General features: G+C 58.5%; 20 protein-coding genes. 11 read left to right on the top strand and 9 right to left on the bottom strand.

Features of this window, described 5'->3' with window-relative positions:
- Positions 1-213: 213 nt before the first annotated feature.
- From ACW4TB_RS21650 to ACW4TB_RS21630, 5 genes are all read right to left on the bottom strand, one after another.
- Positions 214-1,809: a GMC family oxidoreductase gene (locus ACW4TB_RS21650; protein ID WP_455828522.1), complete on the bottom strand. Its 1,596-nt coding sequence runs from the start codon at positions 1,807-1,809 to the stop codon at positions 214-216.
- Entirely contained in the window at positions 1,802-2,620 is an 819-nt protein-coding gene (locus ACW4TB_RS21645; RefSeq protein ID WP_016486891.1) for a shikimate dehydrogenase family protein, read from the bottom strand. The genes ACW4TB_RS21650 and ACW4TB_RS21645 overlap by 8 nt, the downstream gene beginning before the upstream one ends.
- Before the next feature lie 5 nt (positions 2,621-2,625).
- Entirely contained in the window at positions 2,626-4,059 is a 1,434-nt protein-coding gene (locus ACW4TB_RS21640) for an aldehyde dehydrogenase family protein (protein WP_455828521.1), read from the bottom strand.
- A 182-nt stretch (positions 4,060-4,241) separates the two neighbouring features.
- Positions 4,242-5,174, bottom strand: coding sequence for a LysR family transcriptional regulator (locus ACW4TB_RS21635; RefSeq protein WP_455843073.1), 933 nt, complete (start codon positions 5,172-5,174; stop codon positions 4,242-4,244).
- 22 nt (positions 5,175-5,196) lie between these two features.
- The gene (locus tag ACW4TB_RS21630; RefSeq protein WP_016486890.1) at positions 5,197-6,234 is read right to left on the bottom strand and encodes a LacI family DNA-binding transcriptional regulator; all 1,038 of its coding nucleotides are present in this window, start codon (positions 6,232-6,234) and stop codon (positions 5,197-5,199) included.
- Positions 6,235-6,431: 197 nt separating this feature from the next.
- Between ACW4TB_RS21630 and ACW4TB_RS21625 the strand changes: the two genes are divergently transcribed.
- The 6 genes from ACW4TB_RS21625 (at position 6,432) to ACW4TB_RS21600 (ending at position 12,843) form a co-directional block, all read left to right on the top strand.
- Positions 6,432-7,643: an ABC transporter substrate-binding protein gene (locus ACW4TB_RS21625; protein WP_438308545.1), complete on the top strand. Its 1,212-nt coding sequence runs from the start codon at positions 6,432-6,434 to the stop codon at positions 7,641-7,643.
- A gap of 64 nt (positions 7,644-7,707) precedes the next feature.
- Positions 7,708-8,586 carry a branched-chain amino acid ABC transporter permease gene (locus tag ACW4TB_RS21620; protein ID WP_009684903.1) on the top strand — a complete coding sequence of 293 codons (879 nt, stop codon included), beginning with the start codon at positions 7,708-7,710 and terminating at the stop codon, positions 8,584-8,586.
- Positions 8,587-8,596: 10 nt separating this feature from the next.
- Positions 8,597-10,375, top strand: coding sequence for a branched-chain amino acid ABC transporter ATP-binding protein/permease (locus ACW4TB_RS21615; protein WP_455828520.1), 1,779 nt, complete (start codon positions 8,597-8,599; stop codon positions 10,373-10,375).
- On the top strand, positions 10,362-11,066 hold the full coding sequence (locus tag ACW4TB_RS21610) for an ABC transporter ATP-binding protein (RefSeq protein ID WP_009684901.1): 705 nt from the start codon (positions 10,362-10,364) through the stop codon (positions 11,064-11,066). Before ACW4TB_RS21615 ends, ACW4TB_RS21610 begins: the two co-directional genes overlap by 14 nt.
- Positions 11,063-12,076, top strand: a complete 1,014-nt coding sequence (locus tag ACW4TB_RS21605; protein WP_455843072.1) for an NAD(P)H-quinone oxidoreductase — start codon at positions 11,063-11,065, stop codon at positions 12,074-12,076. Before ACW4TB_RS21610 ends, ACW4TB_RS21605 begins: the two co-directional genes overlap by 4 nt.
- Complete coding sequence (locus ACW4TB_RS21600) at positions 12,073-12,843, top strand: 3-oxoacyl-ACP reductase FabG (RefSeq protein WP_438308542.1); 771 nt, start codon at positions 12,073-12,075, stop codon at positions 12,841-12,843. Before ACW4TB_RS21605 ends, ACW4TB_RS21600 begins: the two co-directional genes overlap by 4 nt.
- 105 nt (positions 12,844-12,948) lie before the next feature.
- On the opposite strand, the gene ACW4TB_RS21595 is transcribed toward ACW4TB_RS21600, so the two are convergent.
- Positions 12,949-13,413, bottom strand: a complete 465-nt coding sequence (locus ACW4TB_RS21595) for a winged helix-turn-helix transcriptional regulator (RefSeq protein WP_438308540.1) — start codon at positions 13,411-13,413, stop codon at positions 12,949-12,951.
- Between the two features lie 118 nt (positions 13,414-13,531).
- Between ACW4TB_RS21595 and ACW4TB_RS21590 the strand changes: the two genes are divergently transcribed.
- The 4 genes from ACW4TB_RS21590 (at position 13,532) to ACW4TB_RS21575 (ending at position 17,282) form a co-directional block, all read left to right on the top strand.
- A complete protein-coding gene (locus ACW4TB_RS21590; RefSeq protein ID WP_455843071.1) occupies positions 13,532-14,854 on the top strand; it encodes an LLM class flavin-dependent oxidoreductase in 1,323 nt (440 codons plus the stop codon).
- 11 nt (positions 14,855-14,865) lie between these two features.
- Positions 14,866-15,777 (top strand): nuclear transport factor 2 family protein, encoded by a 912-nt coding sequence (locus tag ACW4TB_RS21585; protein WP_455828518.1) that lies wholly within the window; start codon positions 14,866-14,868, stop codon positions 15,775-15,777.
- 26 nt (positions 15,778-15,803) lie between these two features.
- Positions 15,804-16,901 (top strand): alkene reductase, encoded by a 1,098-nt coding sequence (locus ACW4TB_RS21580; protein ID WP_455828517.1) that lies wholly within the window; start codon positions 15,804-15,806, stop codon positions 16,899-16,901.
- 87 nt (positions 16,902-16,988) lie between these two features.
- The gene (locus ACW4TB_RS21575) at positions 16,989-17,282 is read left to right on the top strand and encodes an antibiotic biosynthesis monooxygenase (RefSeq protein ID WP_438308535.1); all 294 of its coding nucleotides are present in this window, start codon (positions 16,989-16,991) and stop codon (positions 17,280-17,282) included.
- A 174-nt stretch (positions 17,283-17,456) separates the two neighbouring features.
- Here the strand turns inward: ACW4TB_RS21575 and ACW4TB_RS21570 are convergent, their stop codons facing one another.
- The gene (locus tag ACW4TB_RS21570; RefSeq protein WP_438308533.1) at positions 17,457-17,618 is read right to left on the bottom strand and encodes a hypothetical protein; all 162 of its coding nucleotides are present in this window, start codon (positions 17,616-17,618) and stop codon (positions 17,457-17,459) included.
- A 252-nt stretch (positions 17,619-17,870) separates the two neighbouring features.
- Here ACW4TB_RS21570 and ACW4TB_RS21565 point away from each other — a divergent pair, with 252 nt between their 5' ends.
- The gene (locus ACW4TB_RS21565) at positions 17,871-18,965 is read left to right on the top strand and encodes a site-specific integrase (protein WP_455843070.1); all 1,095 of its coding nucleotides are present in this window, start codon (positions 17,871-17,873) and stop codon (positions 18,963-18,965) included.
- Between the two features lie 90 nt (positions 18,966-19,055).
- On the opposite strand, the gene ACW4TB_RS21560 is transcribed toward ACW4TB_RS21565, so the two are convergent.
- Both ACW4TB_RS21560 and ACW4TB_RS21555 read right to left on the bottom strand, forming a co-directional pair.
- Positions 19,056-20,111 carry a TniQ family protein gene (locus tag ACW4TB_RS21560; protein ID WP_455828542.1) on the bottom strand — a complete coding sequence of 352 codons (1,056 nt, stop codon included), beginning with the start codon at positions 20,109-20,111 and terminating at the stop codon, positions 19,056-19,058.
- Between the two features lie 2 nt (positions 20,112-20,113).
- Entirely contained in the window at positions 20,114-20,902 is a 789-nt protein-coding gene (locus ACW4TB_RS21555; protein ID WP_455828515.1) for a TniB family NTP-binding protein, read from the bottom strand.
- Between the last annotated feature and the right edge of the window lie 8 nt (positions 20,903-20,910).

Here is a 20,910-nt window from a genome sequence, read left to right as displayed (position 1 = left end):
TTGATTATTGTTATTTATTGGCTTCCTGGCCCGCTCATGCACGAGGGTGCATGAACCTCTCACTCAGCACGCCTGGTGCGTGGAAACGAGTGTGTTCAAGCTTATGCCGACAGGCATGCACAGAGCATCGCTGCCCAGAGCAAACCCGCTTTGCCTGTGCGGCACGGCAACTTGGCAGGCTCCTTGCGTTACGCCTGCCATTTGGCACGGGAACTAGGGCAGATAGTCCTCAAGGATCAGATCCGCCGCCCGCTCCGCCACAGCCATTACCGCGCCCTGGATATTCCCTGAAACCATGGAAGGCATCACCGAGGCGTCGACCACTCGCAGCCCCTGCAAGCCATGCACCCTAAGTCGCGAGTCGACGACTGCGCTTGCGTCTTCGCCCATCCGACAGGTGCCCAGAGGGTGGTAGATGGTCTGCCCTGTCTTGCGGGCAAACTCCAGCCATTGTTCATCTGACTGCGCCTGCAGCCCAGGGCTGGTTTCCTCCTCGACGAAGCGGGCCATGGCTGGCTGCATGACGATCCGACGCGCGATCTTCATGCCCTCGACAATACAGCGCTGGTCTTCGTCTGCAGCCAGCATGTTGGGACGAATGGCCGGCATCGCGTTTCGGTCACTGCTTTCAATATGCACCGAACCAATCGACTTGGGCCGCAGTTGGCTGACCCCGATGGTCATGCCAGGATGCTTGTCCAATATCCGATTCGCAGCATTGGCATAGCTGGCGTGCACGAAGAAATACTGGATATCCGGCGTAGGCAAGCCTGGGTCGGTCTTGATGAACCCATGCACCAGGCCGGTTCCCAGCGTCAGGATGCCGGTTCGCCGGGTAAAGTATTCGGTCACTGCCAGCCCCAGCCGCCAGCCACGTGCCAGCTCATTCAAGGTCACGACGTTCTTCATGCGCCAGTTCATGCGGGTAGCAAAGTGGTCGATGTAGTTCTCCCCGACCCCGCGTAGCTCGTGCTTGAGTGGTACACCAGCGGCGAGCAGCACCTGCGGCTGGCCAATGCCGGACAATTCCAGCAACTGCGGAGACTGGATGGCACCGGCGCAAAGAATGACTTCAGCATTGGCTTTGATGCTGACTTGCTCACCATTGTGTACATAGGTTACGCCCGTGCAGCGTTTCCCCTGCACGTCGACCCGCAGTACATGCGAATGGAGGACGATGTGCAGATTTGCCCGTGACCTGGCCGGTTTGAGGTAGCCGTCGACTACACTCCAGCGCCGCCCATCTTTTTGCGCCACTTGGTAGTAGCCAAAACCGGTCTGATCCCGGCCGTTGTAGTCAGCATTGTGAGGATGACCATCCTGCGCAGCTGCTTCCAGGAAAGCGGTGGACAGCGTGAAACGCTCGCTGACCTGGTGGATGTGCATGGGGCCCTGGTGCCCACGCGTCTCATCCCCCGATGCATAATTCTCGATCTTTCTGAAGTAAGGTTTGAGTGTTTCGAAGTTCCAACCCTTGGCGCCTGATTCTGCCCATGCGTCATAGTCGCCTGGTTGGCCGCGCACGTAGATCATGCCATTGATCAACGTCGAACCACCCAGGCCTCGCCCGCGGGGCACAGCGATTTCACGATTGTAGGTGCCGGCTTCAGGTTTGGTCTTGAAGTCCCAGTTGAAACGTTTGTCCACCATCAGTTTGCTGAACCCAGCCGGAATCGGGATCCAACGGCCATTGGGCTCCCCGCCTGCTTCCAGCACCAGCACACTGTGTTTGCCTGATGCAGTCAGGCGGTTGGCCAGGATGCAACCGGCGGTGCCGCCACCGACGATGACATAGTCGTAGTTATTCATGGGTTGCTCCCATCGCCGCGGCCATGAGCGCGATCTGGGACTGCAGCATTGGCCGCCCCGGATGGACCCGACAGCCGCGCTCGGCAGCCGCAACCAGCAAGGGGGTATGTTCAGGCTGCATGATGATTTCCGCCACGGTTTGCTCCGGGGTCAGGCGCTGAACCTCGCACGGATAATCATCGCTATCGCGCAGTCCCATCGAGGTAGCGTTCACCACCAGGTCGTGCCCAGAAGGGTCCCTGCCCCCCAGCTTGAAAGATACATCTGGGAAAAATCCCGCGAGGCGGGTCACCAGTTGCTGTGCTTTGGCCTCGGTGCGGTTGGCAATTGTCAGCAGTGCCACGCCGGCCTCAGCCAGGGCAAAGGCGATCGCTTGCGCGGCGCCACCGGCCCCAGCGAGATAAACCGTCTTGCCGGCAGGCTCGATCGCCGCGTTGCGCAGGCCGGCGACAAACCCGACTCCGTCGAGGATGTCACCATGCAGCCGCCCTTCGGCATCCCGACGTACGACATTTACCGCGCCCACTTGGCGAGCCGCCGGTGACAAGCTGTCGCACAACGGTACGATGGCGCTCTTGTGTGGGACCGTGACCACAAACCCGTCCAGATTCTGCAGGGCCCGCAGGCCATCGACCGCGGTAGCAAGCTGAGTCTCGTCGACATGAATGGGCACCATCACCCTGTCATGCCCCCAGGACCGCATGAGTGCGTTCATGTCTTCTGGTGTTTTCACATGCACAATGGGGTCGGCGACGATGGCAAAGAGCCGTGTATTTCCGGTGATTTTTTGAGTATTCGATGGTTCGCGCATGGAGCTCAGGCCTGTGTATAGGTGGTCTTGATGGCGGTATAGAACTCACGGGCGAACGGGCCTTGCTCCCGTGCACCATAGCTGGAGCCTTTGCGCCCGCCGAAAGGAGCGTTGTAATCGACCCCCGCCGTTGGCACATTGACCATCACCATGCCGGCCGTGGAGCGTGCCTTGAAGTCGCTGGCGTGCTTGAGCGAAGTGGTGCAAATGCCGGACGACAAGCCGAACTCGGTATCGTTGGCCAGGCGCAGGGCATCATCGTAATCCCGGGCGCGAACCACACTGGCGACTGGCCCGAACACTTCCTCGCGGTTGATCCGCATATGATTTTCGGTGTCGACGATCAGTGCCGGGTTCAGGTAGTAGCCCTGAGTTGCTCGCACTACAAGTTCGCCACCGAAAACCAGACGCCCGCCCTCGCGGGTGGCAATATCGATGTAATCGCAGTCCTGCTGCAGTTGGCTTTCGCAGACGACGGGACCAATGTCCGTACCTGCTTTGGTGGCGTTGTCGATATTCAGCATCGCCAGCCGCTCGACGACAGCAGCTACGAAACGATCATGAATGGCGTCTTCGACGATGAAGCGACTTGAGGCAGTACAACGCTGGCCTGTCGAGAAAAACGCGCCTTGCACCGCCACTTCGACAGCCTGCTCGAGGCTGGCATCGTTGAGCACTACCAGTGGATTCTTACCGCCCATCTCAAGCTGAACCTTGGCACCCCGCGCCATACATTCGAGGCCGATGGAACGCCCAGTCTGGGTTGACCCGGTGAACGACAACGCCCTGACCTTGGGATGCTTGGCGAACACATTGCCAACCTGGGAGCCTGGGCCCATGACCAGGTTGAAAACACCTGCCGGGAGCTGACCTGCGCGGCTTATGATCTCCGCAAGGGCCCAGGCGCTAGCGGGTACCAGGTCTGCCGGTTTGAACACCACCGCATTGCCATATGCCAATGCCGGCGCAATTTTCCAGGCGGGGATGGCAATGGGGAAATTCCAAGGAGTGATGATGCCCACTACGCCTTCAGGCTCGCGCCGTACTTCGGCTTCGACATCCGGACGAATATTTGCGAGGCGTTCGCCCGACAGACGCAGAGCTTCGCCCGCGAAAAACTTGAACACCCTGCCGGCGCGGACCACCTCGCCGACGCCCTCTACTAGCGTCTTGCCCTCCTCCCGTGAAAGCAGCAAGCCGAGTTCTTCTTTGCGTGCGAGTATCTCGGAGCCGATCCGGTCTAAGGCATCGCCACGCTGTTCAGCGCTCATCCGGGCCCAGGTGGGTTGCGCATCATGCGCAGCCTCTACGGCCAGCTCAGCCTGGCGGGTATCGGCCCTAGCGTATTCGCCGACGATATCGGTGATATCCGATGGGTTGATATTGCGATTGATACTCGCACCCTCGACCCACTGGCCAGCAATGTAGTTCTTGTTCATAGCCTATTCCGATTGACAGAGTGTCTGGACAGTCGCGTCCGGCAGCTACGAAATGCTATCCGGGGCACTGACGACACCTTAATCGAACAGGTCGCAGGCGAGTTGTGACTCCACGGCAAAGGGGGTTTTCCCTGAGTTCACAGGACCGCAAGTTTGACAGGCAGGGTTCTCCCCCTTTTTTGTTAACGCTTCGCCTTTGCTGGAGGCTGGATCGTCCAGGGATTCAGCGCGATATGCTGCTCCATCGCCTTGATAAAGGCCCTGATACGGGGACTGACATTCTTGCGGTTTGGGTAGATCAGATAAATCGGCTGCGCGATGCGGCTTTGATAAGACTCCAGCACCGGCAGCAATCGCCCGGCTCTCAGGTCCTCACCGATATGGAAATCGGCGAGTCGAACAATGCCGCCACCATTCAACGCGAGCGAGCGCAGCAAGTCCCCTTGTGTGAATGTCGAACGGGGCTTGATGGGAACGATCGTTGTCTCGCCAGCGTGCTCGTAGCTCCAGATGTTCCAGGGGCTGTTGAACGCGAAGTGGAAGCAATCGTGTTCGAGCAGGTCGGCAGGCGTTTGCGGCCGACTACGCTTCTCCAGGTAGGAAGGAGCGGCGCAGGTAATCCATTGGGCCTCACCAATACGTCTGGCAACGCGCGATGAATCAGGCAATACACCACTGTGAATGGCAACATCCAGGCCGTGATCGAACTGATCAACATACTGCGCGCCCACCTCGATGGTCACCGAGAGATCCGGATGATCAGCCAGGAAGTCTGGCAGCCAAGGTATGATCTGATGCTTGGCGAACGTCGCCATCGTATGGATGCGCAAACTTCCGCTTAGCCGGCCAGGAAAAAGCTCGGCGAGGGAGTCGGCTTCCGCCATGGCGTCCATGACCGCACGGGCACTGGTCAGGTAGACCGCCCCCTCCTCGGTTAGCGTCAAGGCTCGGCTCCCGCGCTGAAACAGGCGTACTGAAAGGCGATCTTCCAAGCGAGTGACAAGTTTGCTGATCGCTGATGGCGACAGGTCATTGGCCCGAGCAGCGGCCGAGAAGCTCCGATGCTCATAGGCCCACAAAAAAGCAAGCATCTGCGCGTAGTTTTCTTTGTCCAAGGTGAGTGCCTCAGTTCAAGCGCTATTTACGGTTTGGCAGATCAACACTTGGACTCGCGCTGCTTTCGCGCGTGACCAGTGAAATGTCCAGTTCGACAACCCGCTCAATCTGGATACCTTCGACCTGCGCAATCATCATGTCGGCGCTGAGTTGCCCGATTTCGAAAATCGGGATCCTGATCGAGGTCAATGAGGGCGATGCAATCGCGCTGAAACTGATGTCGTCGAAGCCGGTGATGGTCATCTGCGTCGGCACGCAGACTCCCCGACGTTTAGCTTGCTCGCAGGCCCCCAGCGCCAGCAGGTCTGTGGTGCAAACCAGCGCAGTCGGTCGCGGTTGCATGGCAAACACCTGCTCGAAACCGGCGCGTCCGCCGTCAAGGCTGAATGGCTGTTCGATGATCCGGTTTTCAGGAATATCGAGCCCCATCTGCGCAAAGCGTTTACGCACCCCTTCGATTCGATACCTGGCACGCTCGTTGTACTGGCGCTGTCCGGTGAGAATTGCAACGTCCCGGTGGCCTAGCGCAAGCACATGGTCCGCGATCAACTCGCCTCCCCGCACATTGCTGAAGCCCACCGCGCAGTGTTCACGGCAATCATCCACCGACCACATCAGGACGTAGGGGCGCTGTGATCGCTGCAACAGTTCGAACACCGCAGGATCATGGTCTGTGCCCACCAGGAAAATCCCTTCCACACCTCTTTCGATAAAGTTACGCACACTGGAAAGCTCTCGCTCACGATCGTACTCGTGCGAGGCAATGATCAGTTGGTAGCCACTTGTATTGAGCCGCTGCTGCAGCGCCTGGATCGAGTCAGCGTAGATCGGGTTGTTCAATGTGGGGAAGATCGCAGCGACACTGAAGGTACGCCGTAATGCGAGGGCTCGCGCAGCGCCGTCCATCACATACTGCAGCTGCCGTACAGCCGCATCGACCTTGGCAAGCGTGCTTGGTTTGACCTGGTCCGGGTTGGACAAGGCACGAGAAGCACTGCCCAGTGAAACGCCGGCCAGACGTGCCACGTCGCGCAGTTTTGGTTTGTCGTTTTTTGTCATGGTGGTGGTAACTCCTGCTTGACAGCAGTGTATCACCAGACTTAAAAATGAACCGGTTCATTTATGAACAAAGTCGTCCTGAATCAACAATAAGACCACAGCCACGCAGCCCACGCCTTGCCAGGCGTTTTTTTTGACCCTGTAATTGAACCGGTTCAAATCCATGCGGCATGGCTGATACACCAGGAGGCAACACAATGAAAATCATGCCCTGGGCCATCAATGGCCTTGCTGCCCTTACCCTGTCAGTCTCGCTCACCGCACATGCCGATGTGCCAATAGGTGCCCTCTACCCACTCAGCGGAGCCCTCGCACTGCTGGGCGATGAGAGTTTTCGCGGGGTCGAATTGGCCGTGGAGCAGCGCAATGCCGCTGGCGGCCTCAACGGTGAGCGAATCAAGCTGATCAAGGCCGATGCAGTGGATGCCGCGCAAGCGGTCAGCGCCGCTCGCCGGCTTACCTCCAGCGACAACGTCGCTGCGGTGTTCGGCAGTTACTCCTCGGCATTGTCTTTCGCCGCCACGCAAGTGACCGAGCTGGCCGGCATTCCTTATTTCGAGCTCGGAGCCGTGGCCGACAACATCACCGATCGTGGGCTTCAAAACGTTTATCGCAGCAACCCCACCGCTCGTAATTTCGCCGAAGGCACCATCACCGCCATCACCCAACTGGTCGCTCCTCAACTGAAGGTTGATGCCAAGAGCCTGAAGATTGCGATCATTCATGAAGACGCGCTGTACGGCACGACCATCGCCAACTTCCAGAAAGAGTTGGCGGCCAAGGAAGGCTTGCAAGTGGTGGAGGTGCTGCCCTACTCCGCCAAAGCCGTCGACCTTTCGTCACTTATCCTGCGCCTCAAAGGCGCTGGCGCCGATGTTGTGTTGCAAACCTCCTACCAGAACGACACCACCCTGTTCTTCCGACAGATCCGTGAAGCCGGCTTTGCACCCAAGGCCATCATCGGTGCCGGTGGAGGCTATTCCATGCAGGACACCGTCAAGGTGGTCGGCGCGCAGAACATCGAAGGCGTACTGGACGTCGATTTCCCGCAGTTCCAGACCAACGAGGCCGGTGCACCGGGCATCGCTGCCTTCGCCGAAGCCTATCGCGCACGCTACGGCGGCGAGCCGCGCTCAGGCCACAGCCTGATCAACTATGTCGGCGCCAAGGTATTCCTCGATGCCATGGCCAGCGCCAAATCGCTCGATGCCGAAGACATCCGCGAAGCGGTAAAGACGATCGACATTCCGATCGGTCAGACCGCAGCGAACATCGGTGCGAAGTTCGCTGCCAATGGCCAGAACGAGCGCGCACAAACCACCATTATGCAGTGGCAGCAGGGCGTGCTTAAAACCGTCTATCCCCAAGCCGCCGCCGTTGCCCAGGCCACTCTGGCCAGCCAGCCCTGACCCACACGCTGTACGCAGGCCCGCGTCGTGATTGTGGCGCGTCGCCTGCGCATGAGGACCTTTCATGGATATCTTCCTGCAACTTCTGCTGAACGGTGTGTTGCTGGGTGGCACGCTCGCCATCATCAGCATCGGTCTGACGCTGATTTTTGGCATCGTCCGGGTGGTCAACTTCGCCCATGGCGAGTTCCTGATGATCGGCATGTACGCGGTGTACCTGATGAACGTGCATTTCGGCCTGCACCCCTACGCCACGGTCATTCCTGCAGTGGCGCTGCTGTTTGTGCTGGGCGCGGGCATGCAGCGCTTCATCATCCAACCCCTATTGGCCGCCGAAGGGCACATTCAGATCTTCGCCACGGTTGGGGTGTCGATCGCCCTGATGAACGCTGCGCTGATGGTATTCGGTGCCGATGTGCTCACCGTGAGCAATCCGAGCGGTGTGGGGGCCGGCAGTTTGGCCGTCGGCCCGCTGCGGGCTAACACCGGCCAGTTACTGACGTTCATGGTTTCGCTAGCACTGGTCGGCGGCCTGCACTGGTTCCTGCACAACACCTTCCTGGGGCGCGCCGTGCGCGCCACGGCACAGCACCGCAATGCCGCGTTGCTCATGGGGGTGAACGTAAACCGCATCTACATCTTCGCCTTTGGCCTGGGCTGCGCCTGTCTGGGGCTGGCGGCGGCGATGATCGCGCCGCAGTACCCGGTGTTTCCGACCTTCGGCACCTTCTTCGTCCTCACCGCGTTCGTCATCGTGGTGCTAGGTGGGCTTGGCAGCCTCTCCGGTGCCTTGGTTGGTTCGTTGCTGATCGGCGTCGTCGACAGCCTGGCTGGCTATTACATCGCCCCTGACCTCAAGGAGGTCGTGTACTTCCTGATTTTCCTGGCGATTCTCATTTTCCGCCCCACCGGTCTGTTCGGTGCCGGGCGTGGCTCAGAATAGGAGCTAACCGATGAACTTTCTTCACCCGCGCATCTACCTCAGCCTGGCAGCGCTGTCGCTGTTGCTGATCATCCCGTTCTCGGCGGGCTCGAACTTTGTCTTCCACCTGTTCATCCTGATCTGCAGCTATGCAGCATTGGCCAGCGCCTGGAACATCGTCGGTGGCTTCGCAGGCCAGCTTTCCCTGGGCCATGCGGTGTTCTATGGCACCGGCGCCTACGTCAGCACCCTCCTACTGCTGCACCTCGGCATGAGCCCGTGGCTCGGCATGCTTGTGGGTGCGGTCGTGTCCACCGTGCTGGCCGTAGTTATCAGCTGGCCCTGCTTCCGTCTGCGTGGGCCTTTCTTCGCCTTAGCGACCATTGCTGTACTGGAGGTAGTGCGCCTGCTGGTCATCAATCAGCATGACCTCACCGGCGGCGCTGCGGGTCTGGCCGTGCCTCTGAAGCTGGGGGCGGAGTGGATGCTGTTCCGCGCACGTTGGCCTTACCTGTTGATCGCATTCGGTTTCCTTGCAATCACCTTGCTGGTTTCGTGGAAAATCAAGCATTCGCGTCTGGGCTATTACCTGATCGCTGTACGCGAGCGCGAGGACGCAGCCCAGGCCGTGGGCGTCAACGCGGTCAAGGTCAAACTGATCGCCGTGGCGTTGTCTGCGGCGCTGACCAGCCTGATCGGAAGCTTCCACGCCATGTACCTGACCTTCATCGAGCCTGGCGCCATGTTCTCGCTGGAGCTGTCCATCCAGATCGCCATGTTCGCCCTGATCGGAGGCCTTGGGACCTTGTCGGGGCCTCTGATCGGCACCCTAATCGTGTTGCCGCTGGCAGAGCTTGCACGTGGCTGGCTAGGCGACGCCGGCAGCGGCGTACACGGGCTTGTCTATGGACTGGTTCTGGTGGCGTTTGTCCTGACAATTCCACAAGGCCTGGTAGGGCGCTTCGGGCAGAGGGTCAGTACGTGGGTGGACCGGCTACCTGGCGGCAAGCCCAACACCCTGCCGCCAGCCGCAGCACGCCCGGTATCCCAGCCGTCGAAGCATACGGGCCAAGCGATTCTGGTCGCGGAAAACCTGCACAAGTTTTTCGGCGGGTTGCACGCGACCAACGACGTGTCGCTGACCCTCAACGAGGGTGAGATCGTGGGTGTGATCGGCCCCAACGGAGCCGGCAAGACCACCGTGTTCAACCAACTCTCGGGATTCATCCAGCCCTCCTCGGGCCAGGTGAAGGTACGCACGGCAGACGGTCAGTGGGTAACGCCGTCCAGCCCTGCGCAGTTCGCCGTGGCCGGCATTGGCCGTACGTTCCAGATCGTGCAGCCGTTCGCTGACCTGAGCGTGTGCGAGAACATCATGCTCGGCGCATTCATGCACACCCGCGACCCCGTCGAAGCCCGGCAGATCGCCACCGAGGTTGCCGCCCTCACCGACCTTGGCCCACTGCTCGACACCCGTGCACGCAACCTCACGGTCGGCGGCATGAAACGCCTCGAAATGGCCCGTGCGTTGGCCACCCGCCCGCGCGTGCTGCTGCTGGATGAAGTCATGGCGGGCCTGAACCCCACCGATGTCGGCAAGGCCATCGAGATCATCCGCCGTGTGCGTGACACGGGGGTCAGTGTGCTGATGATCGAGCACATCATGCAGGCAACCATGACCTTGTCCGACCGCATCGTGGTGATCAGTACCGGCGCGGTACTGATGGATGGCGAACCACAAGCTGTGGTGAGCAATCCGCAAGTCATCGAAGCTTATCTGGGCAAGGAGTACGACCATGCTGCGGCTTGAAAACATCCATGCTGGCTATGGCAATACGGAGGTCCTGCGCGGCGTCTCTCTCGAGGTCAAGGCGGGTGAGGTGGTGACCTTGGTAGGCGCGAATGGAGCCGGCAAGACCACAACACTTCGCAGCCTCTGCGGCCTGATCCGCCCCTCTCTCGGCACGGTCGAATTCGAAGGCCGCCGCCTCGACGGGTGCGCCCCTGACGAGATTGTCGCTGCCGGTGTCACGCTGATTCCCGAAGGGCGCCAGTTGTTCCCGTTCATCAGCGTACGCGACAACTTGCTGATGGGTGCCTATAAAAAGGCCGCTCGGCCTGCGGTCAAGCAACGCCTGGAACAAGTGCTGGAGCTGTTCCCGCGAGTACGTGAGCGATTAGAGCAACATGCCGGTTCACTATCGGGAGGTGAGCAACAGATGGTCGCCATCGCACGCGGGCTGATGTCCGATCCCAAATTGCTGATTTTCGACGAGCCGTCTCTGGGATTGTCGCCGCTGCTGGTCTCCCAGGTGTTCGGCATCATCGACAAGATCCTCGCGCTGGGTACCACGGTACTGATCGTCGAGCAGAACATCGTCCATACCCTGCGTGTCGCTCATCGTGGCTACGTTCTGGAGAACGGCAGCATCACCCTGACAGGCACAGGGCAAGAACTGCTGGAAAACCCCCATGTCAAGCGGGCGTACCTGGGGCTATGAAGGAGCGGCAAACCATGAAGCAGAAGATGCTGTTGATTGAACATCGCCCGGGAGGCAGTGCTGCTTGCCTGCATCTGACCGAAGCTGACATCCCGACCCCGGCCGCTGACGAAGTGCTGATCCGGGTTGCGTATGCCGGCGTGAATCGCCCGGACATTTTGCAGCGCTCCGGCAGCTATCCGCCCCCTGTTGATGCTTCACCTTACCTGGGCCTGGAAGTCTCCGGTGAAGTCGTGGCTGTCGGCGCTGGCTTACAGAACGTGCAGGTTGGCACGTACGTCTGTGCACTCACGCCAGGGGGCGGTTATGCCGAGTTCTGTTGTGCACCGGCCGCGCAATGCCTGCCGGTTCCCGTTGGTTTGTCCCTGTTGCAGGCAGCTGCGCTACCGGAAAACTATTTCACCGTGTGGACCAATCTGTTTGAGCGCGGTCGGCTGGAGCCAGGCGAAACTGTGCTGATACATGGTGGATCCAGCGGCATTGGTCTGACCGCCATCCAGTTGGCCAATCACTTTGGTGCGCGCGTTATCGCCACGGCAGGTAACGCAGCCAAGTTACAGGCCTGTCGTAGCGCAGGCGCCAGCAGGGTCATCAACTACCACGAAGAAGACTTCGTCGAGGTGGTCGACGCCGAAACCGCAGGCAAGGGGGTCAACCTGATCCTCGATATGGTCGGGGGTAGCTACCTGCAACGAAATATCGATGCGCTGGCCGTGGAAGGCCGGCTTGTGCAAATCGCCTTCCTCGAAGGCAGCCAGGTGGACCTGAACGTCATGCCGATCATGCTCAAGCGCCTGACGTTTACCGGCTCGACACTTCGCGCCCGACCCAAAGCAGAGAAGGAGGCGATCGCCGACGCTTTGCAGGTCCACGTCTGGCCTCTGCTCGATTCCGGTCTCTGCCTGCCGGTTATCCACTCTACTTTCCCTCTATATCAGGCCGCACAAGCTCATGCGCTGATGGAGACCAGTCGTCACATCGGCAAGATAATGTTGGAGATAAACCCATGATTGCAGGACGTCACAGCGGTAGAAATGTTCTGGTTTCAGGCGCGGCAAGCGGTATCGGCGCGGCTATCGCACAACGCTATTGCGAAGAAGGTGCCCGCGTTGCGCTACTCGACCTCAACCCGCAAGCCGTGCAAGCACAAGGCGAAGCACTGCGCGCCCAGGGCTTCCACGTTGCCTGGCAAGCTGCAGATGTTGGCGACTTTGAACAATGCCAGCATGCCTGTGCGCTGCTGGCTGAGGAAATCGGTCGCGTGGATACGCTCATCAACAATGCGGGAATTTCCCCAAAGCATGAGGGCAAGCCTGCCCCGATCTGGCAGATGAGCCCAACGGAATGGCAGCAGGTGGTTGCGGTAAATCTGAACGGCGCGTTCAACCTGTCACGTTTGCTTTCGCCCTCGATGATCGAGCAACGCTTCGGCCGCATCATAAACATGTCCTCGGTGGCAGGCAGTGCGTACCTACCTTTGGTCGCAGCACACTACAGCGCTACCAAGGCGGCCATCATTGGCTTTACCCGACACCTGGCCGGAGAACTCGGTGCCTATGGCATCACGGCCAATGCTCTGGCACCTGGGCGCATCGAAACCCCCCTGTTGAAGACGGTTGCCTCCGCAGCCAATGAAGCAGTGATCGCCGATACGCCGTTGCTCAGGCTGGGGCAGCCGTGTGAGGTCGCCGACGCGGCGTGCTATCTGAGTGCGCCAGATAGCGCATTTATCACTGGCCAAGTGCTGGATGTGGCAGGTGGCTGGCTTATGCGTTAATTACTTTCCAACGCGTTATCAAATAACGCGGGCTGCCGGCTTCGGTGGCTCGCGGACCTTGTCGGCATCGGCTCAAAACGCCCGTAATAAAATCGAGGCCACAACTTACACCGGCAGTTCGGTAGTGAGCTTGATCTTTTCCATTGGAACCTCGGTTTTGACATTTTGCACCACGTCCAGGCTTGTCAAATGAGCGATCTGGAAGCGTCGATAAGCCTCCAGGTCTGCTGCCACTACTCTAAGCATGAGATCACAATCGCCTGCCATCACGTGGCACTCCACCACTTGCGGTAACTGGCGCACGGCGTTGACGAACTCATCGGTGGTGGCCTGGTCTTGGCGCTTGAGCCAAACCCGGACGAACAACGTCAGCCCCAGCGCCACTTTCGCCGGGTCCACCAGCGCCACGTAGCGTTCAATCACGCCAGATTCCTCCAGCAGGCGGACCCTACGCAGGCACGGCGATGGAGAAAGCCCGACCTGCTTGGCAAGCTCCTGATTTTGTAAGCGACCATCTCTCTGCAGGGCGCTCAAGATGCGGCGATCGATAGCATCTAGCTTGATTGGCATTGGATTCTCGCTATAGGAAAATTATGAAACTGGATGCTAAATGCTCATGCTGACTATGCAATTACGCAAGCAAATTCCAGCGACAAATTGAAATAATTTGCCTCCAACGGAGGTACGTATGAATGCCCTTGAACCTGCTCTGAGTGATCCCCCAGCCACAACACCCAATGACGATTTGCGCCGCGGAGCAATAGCTGCCGTACCCGTTTTGCTGGGCTTCATTCCCTTTGCCTTGGTGCTCGGCGCCCAGGCATCGCAACGCAGTCTTGCTGCAGGCGAGGTCGCGCTGATGACCGGCTTGAACTTTGGCGGCGGCTCCGAATTCGCCGCTATCGAGCTTTGGACGTCACCGCCGGCAATCCTGGTAATCGTGGCCATGACCTTGCTGGTCAACAGTCGACATCTGCTTATGGGCGCGACCTTGGCGCCCTATCTACGCAATGTGCCGCTGAGGCAGGCGCTCGGCGCGTTGTTCTTCATGTGCGACGAGAGCTGGGCCATGGGCCTGGCCGATGCGCGCCGACGTGGAGGCTTCAGCCTGCGCTACTACATGGGTGTTTCATTGTGCCTTTGGGGCACCTGGGTCTGCTTCACTACCCTGGGCGCATTGGTAGGGCCGCTGTTGGGTGATCTGCATAGCTACGGCTTCGACATGGCCTTCGCGGCGGTCTTCTTGGTACTGCTCAAGGGTATGTGGTATGTGGAAAGGGGTGCAAGCCGCCCTGCCCTGGTTCTTCAGCCTGATTACTGCGGCACTCTTCTATCTGTTGATCCCTGGTGGCTGGTACGTGTTGGCTGGCACTGTTGCAGGCCTGGTCAGCGCCTACCTATGGGCCAAACGTTGAGCGGCGGGCGCCTCATCCTTGGACTGTCTTCCGGAGACCGAGCGGTGGAATACCCGGCATTCGGCATCGACTACGAGACTCGCGCCGAGCGATACCAGGAAGGCGTACAACTGATCAACACCGTTACCCAAAACAGTTTCCCCAGCGCCTCCTCCACCCATTTCGGCAACTTGACCGGTGCCATCGACCTCATTCCGAAGCCAATGGGCAAACGCATACCGACCCTGGTCGTAGGCCGCGCGCGGCAGGACTTCAGCTGGATCGCAGAAAACACTGATGGCTGGATGTGGCACCTGAGTGACTTCCGGCGGCTGCCGCAATTGATCGCAGACTGGCGCGCCAGCTGGCCTGACGCGACGTTTCGCCCGTACAGCTACGGTGCGTTCTACGACATCGTTGAAGATCCAGATGCGCCGTTACAGCAAATTGGAAATGGTGTGCGAATGGGCCGCAATGCCCTCATCGCGCTCTGGAAGCGCCAGCAGGCGGAAGGTGTCAGCCACATCGCCTTGAACCTCAAGCCTATTCGCCGCCCTGCTGAGGATGTGCTGACCGAGCTTGCCGAACACGTGCTGCCGCACTTTCGCATCGACTGAAGGAATTACCCATGACAGCCTCACTCACTCGCCCACAACTGCTGGACGCCGTCGAGATCTTGCGCCAGCACTGGCGAGGCCATGCCCGTAGCGGGCTGGATACATTGCTCAGCGAACATGTCGCACTGTTCAGCAGCCATCGCGGCAATCACCATGGCAAGGTCGCCGTGCTCGGCGCGCTGGTTGACGATCTAGAGCCCCTTCGCCAGCTCGACCTGGAGTTCTCGAACACTGTCGTGCGCGCTGACAAAGCCCGTGCAGTGGCTAGCAGCTACTTCCATGCGGCGGCAGTTGGCGTAGGTTCATCGCTGCAATTCGGTGGTTTACTGATCCTCCAATTCGAACAGGATCAGATCTGCGAGATTCGCATCCAACTGGCCTGGCATCAAGGTGACTTCAGCGTGGCGAGCGATTGGAAGCTGCCCGTCGCTGATCGTCAATGGCAACCCGGCGATGTGCGCGCCACCGTGATGAGCGAGATTGATGCGCCCTGGAACCGCGTTCCGCACTCGACCTTGCCCAGCACCGATGAAGAAGCTGTCGTCGAGGCCTGGTATCGCTATGCATGGGCACTCGACCAAGCAGACTTCGCCCTGCTGCCGGCGTGCTTTCACCAAGACGTCGAAGCCGAGCTTACCCCCATGGGTCGCCTGCACGGTCGTCGCACTTTGGTGACGACGCTCAAGGCATTTCGTATGCCATGGCCATGGATGCAGCACTGTGGCGCACCCATTGCGATACAAATCGATGCCGATGGCCAACATGCTGAGCTGACGCTCGGCCGAATCATTCCCGGCAGGACCGCAACTGCCGACGGGCAGAAAGTCTACGGTGCCCATTACCGCATCCGCCTTACACGCGAATCCGACAGCGGCTGGGCCATTACTTACATGGAGTATCTGCCAGGCTGGTTCACCGCCTGACGGCTCCCCCTACCGAGGAGATTTTGATGAACAGTCTTTTCGATCGTTACTCACTGGCCGGCATGCCGTTGGCGAATCGGGCGGTAATGGCCCCAATGACCCGGGCTCGCGCTGCTGACAGTATCGCGGATGCCTTGACTGCTTGCTATTACGCTCAGCGAGCAGGTGCGGGTCTGATCATCAGTGAAGGCGCACAGGTTTCAGAGCAAGCCCGAGGGTATCTGTGTACGCCGGGCATCCACAGCGAAGCTCAAGTGAAGGGTTGGCAAACTGTGACGTCAGCGGTCCATGCAGCGGGTGGACGGATTTTTCTGCAACTGTGGCATGTCGGCAGACTATCGCATATATCTCTTCAGCCTCTCGCAGGGGCGCCCGTCAGTGCAGTCGACAGCCACGCCAGTCAAAGCTTGGTGTTCGCTGTGGATGCCGATGGGCAGCCGGGTAAGATTGCAGCGAGCCCGGCCAGAGGCATGACCGTCGAAGAGATCCGCGACACGATTGAGGACTTCGGCGTCGCCGCTGAAAACGCAATACGCGCAGGGTTCGACGGTGTCGAGTTGCACGCTGCTGGTGGATTCCTCTTCGATCAGTTCATCAACGCAGGACTCAATGTGCGCAATGACCTTTACGGGGGAACTCTCAACAATCGTTTGCGCTTGCTACTGCAGACTCTCGATACCGTCTCGGCACGGATCGGCGCTGAACGCGTGGGAGTGAGAATTGCGCCTGGGGATTATCAGGGCGAACTGCTGCCTCACGACGAGGACTATGCAACCTGGCTTACGCTGACCCACGAGCTCAACCAGCGCGACCTGGCCTATCTGCACATCAGCAGCACCCACACTCCGCAGGACTGGCTGGATGGAATACGGGCTGCGTACGACGGGACACTGATACTGGCGGGTGGCTTCAACCAGGAAGGCGCTGAGCATGCCTTGGCGACGGGTCAGGCCGACCTGATCGCTTTCGGTACCCCCTTCATCGCAAACCCGGATCTCGTCGAGCGCATGCAACGTGGGTGGCCGTTGGCCTGGGCAACTCGGGAGGCATTTTACGGAGGTGGGGCGCTAGGCTACACCGACTATCCGAACTATCGCCCAGATAACCTGGCGATGCCGCTGTAGCCACTTCATCCCTTCACCGGGGACCTACTTTCCCGAGCGCTACACGTATGCTCGTCAGCTCGGGAATGATCATCAAGAGGAAGTGCAATGAATCAACAAGTGACCGTAGTCGCGCGAATCAGCGTGGCCCAGGGGCAGGAATCAGTTGTCAACCAGGCGTTGCTCGAGGCTGTACAGGCAACGCAACTGGAGGATGGCTGTGAGTTTTATCATCTCTACCGGGATCACGACGAGGCCAATGAACTGGTCATGATCGAGCACTGGCGCGATGAGGCGGCGCTTGAGGCGCACCTGGCTGGCGCGGCATTCGTCAAACTGGCTGCGGTGTTGGAAGGCAAAGCGGCTCTGCAGGTCAGCAAGCTCGCGGCTGTTTCCCGGTAATTTTCCAACTGGCCGGGGAGCAACCCATTAACGGCAATTCCCCGGCGCTGTTACCCGCTCCAACCAGAGGATTTGCACGATGTACAGTGGGTGAGCCTGGCGGCTATGCAGATCTGTTCGAAGGTGACAGTGCCGGCAACCGCGGAAGGTTGCTCGACACCACAGACCGAAGGTTTAGGGGATGACCTTCTGCTCGCGCAATGAGGCGAAGAACCTCTCGAACATTTCCTCACTGTCGATGCAGTCGGAGAAGCCCGCTTTACGTGCCTTGATCGTACTCGTCACGTTGTCGAAGCCGCTGTGCAAGATGAAGTCAGCGAAATTCCAGGCTACCAACTTTTCGTCCGTGCGCGATTGACATATCGCTGTTAGAACAAGCCATGCCGCTACACTCGCAAGCGGTATGGCTCTCTAAATTACTGTTGTGGCCGGCAGCTCGAAAATGCCTGTTTTTCGAAGCTGTGCCATTGCCCCCTTGCTTCAACTGGCGCTATCACTTACTGAAGCCCCTTACTTCTTGGTGTTCGTTCATTTAAATTAGGTCTGATAAGCCACAGGTTATCCGCACCTATTACAGCGTTGAGCGAGATGAAATTGACAGAGCCGGTACAGATGCCCTCCTCCCAGCCGCTGGTGCTAACAGAGTTGGCCGACAGCACCCGCGCCTCTGCTGAGGCATTCATCGCGGCAGGCACTGCGGCCAATACCGTGCGCAGCTATCAGAGCGCCCTCACCTACTGGTCCGCGTGGTTGCGGTTACGTTATCGCCGCTCACTCGGCGACAGCGCGTTGCCACCCGAGGTCGCCGTGCAATTCATCGTCGACCATTTGGCCAGGCCCGATACTTCTGGTAACTGGACACACCTGCTGCCGCCGGACGTCGATGCCGCGTTGGTGGAAGCCAAGATCAAGGGCAAGCCGGGGCCACTGTCGTTCAGCACAGTTAGCCACCGCTTGGCAGTTTTGGCTAAATGGCATCGCCTGCGAAGCTGGGATAACCCAAGTGAGGCTCCTGCGGTGAAGACGCTTCTTCGCGAGGCACGCAAGGCTCAGGCCCGCCAAGGCGTATCCGTGCGGAAGAAAACCGCAGTGGTGTTGGAGCCGCTGCAGGCGATGCTCGCCACCTGCACCGATGGCGTGCGTGGCGTGCGCGATCGCGCCCTGCTGTTGCTGGCCTGGAGCGGCGGTGGCCGGCGCCGCTCGGAAATCGTGGATTTGCAGATCGGAGACCTCCGCCGTCTTGACGCCGAGACTTGGCTGTATGCTCTCGGCGCGACCAAGACCGACACCGGCGGTGTACGCCGGGAGAAACCGCTACAGGGACTTGCGGCGCAGGCGCTGAACGAGTGGCTAGAGGCGGCACCGGCCAACTCGGGACCACTGTTCCGCCGCCTGTACAAGGGCGGCCGGGTCGCTGCGAGCGGGCTATCGGGCGACCAGGTCGCGCGCATCGTCAAACGCCGCGCGGCACTGGCGGGACTCGATGGCGACTGGGCAGCGCACAGCTTGCGCTCGGGCTTCGTCACCGAGGCGGGCCGTCAGGGTATACCGCTCGGCGAGGTGATGGCAATGACCGAGCACCGCAGCGTTAGCACGGTCATGGGCTATTTCCAAGCAGGCTCACTACTCAACAGCCGAGCCACCTCATTGATACCCGATGACAATTGGCAAGATGAATCATGACCTCCAGTAGCGAGTGAACCGCAACTACAGTGTGGTGTGCCAAGTCAAGAAAAGCCTTACGAGACCGACTGGCCCGAACGAATCTAATGCTTATTCCTGTCGAGATTCAAGGCCAAAAGGACGTCCATCAAATGCACCGTCATGCTTGTAATGTTCTTCTTGTAGGTGCAAATGACGATCTAATAGAGGATAGTCCGTTCGAGATATTGTTCCAAGGAGGCTGTGTAAGATAACGTAGCCACGTTTATCAAGCTGGGGAAATTTAGCGGCCCGATGCAAATCTTGAGGCAAAAGATAATTATAACTTGCAGCGGCATGAATACGTGCAAAAGCTGAATATCTGGACTCACTTACAATGCCCAGCAATGCGCCGGTCAACATGGCACTCCCAAATCTACTGGTAGAGTCAGCGGTGGACGGCCCAATCAGAAAACTATGCTCCAAATTTTTGGGCTCAATGAACCGTCTACTGCGCTCGGTACTGAAATGGACTCTGGCAATCCCGCCGAGGCTTCCTTTATAAGGGGCTTGCAAAAAAATGCGGTACAGCCTACAGAACAGGTTGTGCACACCATTCTGAGTCGAACCATTGCCATCGCCAAAACTACTAGTAATTATGGACATCGTTGTTGATTGCAACCTCTGAAGCAACGGACTAGCTTTTGAAGCTCGATTAGCCATGGTGTTGCAATGCGCAACAAAAGCATCCCACGCCTTGGAGTACCGAGTACAATCATCCAGCACCTCAAGATATCGTCCATGCACTGTGCAGACGGATGCTTCCTCATAGCACCAGCTTTTCTTCCACATAGGTAACTGCCCCATGGCGACATTTTCCCGCAAGCATTCCGGACAATAAAGGCGACGATAGTTCCATGCAACAGGTCTTCCGGACTGCATTACGAAATGTGCTTGGAGCGCCTGTGGTCGAACCTCAAATCCCGCAACTTTAAGTCTTGCAATTGCCATTGGAATTTCAGTGTCAGGGTCGACATACTTTAAATCCATATCATCCCACCACCTAGAGGGACGGTCTCCCAAGTGTATCCGGCAAGAGAATCTTGAGCGACTATTGACGCTACAGCGAAACAGCCATGAACCAAGCGTTTCATCATTACCCGGCGTAGGGAGCCCATGAAAAAGCAACTTCAATACCCCCAGATATTTTTGCCTGCACGCCGCAACATATCTTCAGTAATTCGCTCCATCCCTTGTTTAATCGCGAAGCATGCAGCGCCCTTGAGAAGATAAAGAGTATTATCCATCCGGCCATGCGTTATTGAAAGCAAAGCTTTAACCATCTCCTCTGAGTAAAGCTGGGACGGTTCTTTTAGCGGTAAAGACTCTTCAACCTCGAGCAGAAACGCACGAAATGCCTCATCCTCTACCCAGTCATCAAGCGCCACTTCGTGAAACCTCCTTTTAAATTCTGCGTTAGACGCTAGCGCATTGCGAGCCTCCGCTGTACCGAAACAAAAAAGCTTGAGACCATATTCTGGACCTAAAAGTTTTTTGAGGATGGACATGTTTACTCGCTGCTCTTGCTTCGGACGCAGGAGTACATCATGAAACTCATCGATAACCACTCCCCAGATCCTTCTCAGCTTGATAATCTCTCTTATTTCATTAGGTATCTCACCAGCACTTTTAGCTCGCGCACCAGGACTTGACGGTAGATTCAACGCCAACGCCAACTCACCCCTCAAAGTTTTTTTTACGTTGATCTCAGGAGACTCCGCCATGTCCACCATCAGCAACCCGCTGCTATTTTTCACACGCCTTGGAATCTGAGCGATGATCGCGCTCTTCCCCGTACCACCCGCCCCTACCACCAACAACGCTGGCGCAGTCAACCTGCCAGGGACGTTCGCGATGTTGTTTATCATTCGAAAAATAGCTTCGCTGGAGTTGTGATCAACCCAGAACTCTTGATGCATCGCTTTAA

The organism is Lelliottia jeotgali (assembly GCF_977070485.1).
Note: the sequence above shows the minus strand (reverse complement) of the source record. Positions and strands in the feature narration are given on the sequence as shown.

Bases quoted from the DNA above. Each gene is read 5' to 3' on its own strand.
- ACW4TB_RS21650 (WP_455828522.1), bottom strand. From the start codon at position 1,809: ATGAATAACTACGACTATGTCATCGTCGGTGGCGGCACCGCCGGTTGC.
- ACW4TB_RS21645 (WP_016486891.1), bottom strand. From the start codon at position 2,620: ATGCGCGAACCATCGAATACTCAAAAAATCACCGGAAATACACGGCTC.
- ACW4TB_RS21640 (WP_455828521.1), bottom strand. From the start codon at position 4,059: ATGAACAAGAACTACATTGCTGGCCAGTGGGTCGAGGGTGCGAGTATC.
- ACW4TB_RS21630 (WP_016486890.1), bottom strand. From the start codon at position 6,234: ATGACAAAAAACGACAAACCAAAACTGCGCGACGTGGCACGTCTGGCC.
- ACW4TB_RS21625 (WP_438308545.1), top strand. From the start codon at position 6,432: ATGAAAATCATGCCCTGGGCCATCAATGGCCTTGCTGCCCTTACCCTG.
- ACW4TB_RS21620 (WP_009684903.1), top strand. From the start codon at position 7,708: ATGGATATCTTCCTGCAACTTCTGCTGAACGGTGTGTTGCTGGGTGGC.
- ACW4TB_RS21615 (WP_455828520.1), top strand. From the start codon at position 8,597: ATGAACTTTCTTCACCCGCGCATCTACCTCAGCCTGGCAGCGCTGTCG.
- ACW4TB_RS21610 (WP_009684901.1), top strand. From the start codon at position 10,362: ATGCTGCGGCTTGAAAACATCCATGCTGGCTATGGCAATACGGAGGTC.
- ACW4TB_RS21605 (WP_455843072.1), top strand. From the start codon at position 11,063: ATGAAGGAGCGGCAAACCATGAAGCAGAAGATGCTGTTGATTGAACAT.
- ACW4TB_RS21600 (WP_438308542.1), top strand. From the start codon at position 12,073: ATGATTGCAGGACGTCACAGCGGTAGAAATGTTCTGGTTTCAGGCGCG.
- ACW4TB_RS21595 (WP_438308540.1), bottom strand. From the start codon at position 13,413: ATGCCAATCAAGCTAGATGCTATCGATCGCCGCATCTTGAGCGCCCTG.
- ACW4TB_RS21590 (WP_455843071.1), top strand. From the start codon at position 13,532: ATGAATGCCCTTGAACCTGCTCTGAGTGATCCCCCAGCCACAACACCC.
- ACW4TB_RS21585 (WP_455828518.1), top strand. From the start codon at position 14,866: ATGACAGCCTCACTCACTCGCCCACAACTGCTGGACGCCGTCGAGATC.
- ACW4TB_RS21580 (WP_455828517.1), top strand. From the start codon at position 15,804: ATGAACAGTCTTTTCGATCGTTACTCACTGGCCGGCATGCCGTTGGCG.
- ACW4TB_RS21575 (WP_438308535.1), top strand. From the start codon at position 16,989: ATGAATCAACAAGTGACCGTAGTCGCGCGAATCAGCGTGGCCCAGGGG.
- ACW4TB_RS21565 (WP_455843070.1), top strand. From the start codon at position 17,871: ATGAAATTGACAGAGCCGGTACAGATGCCCTCCTCCCAGCCGCTGGTG.
- ACW4TB_RS21555 (WP_455828515.1), bottom strand. From the start codon at position 20,902: ATGCATCAAGAGTTCTGGGTTGATCACAACTCCAGCGAAGCTATTTTT.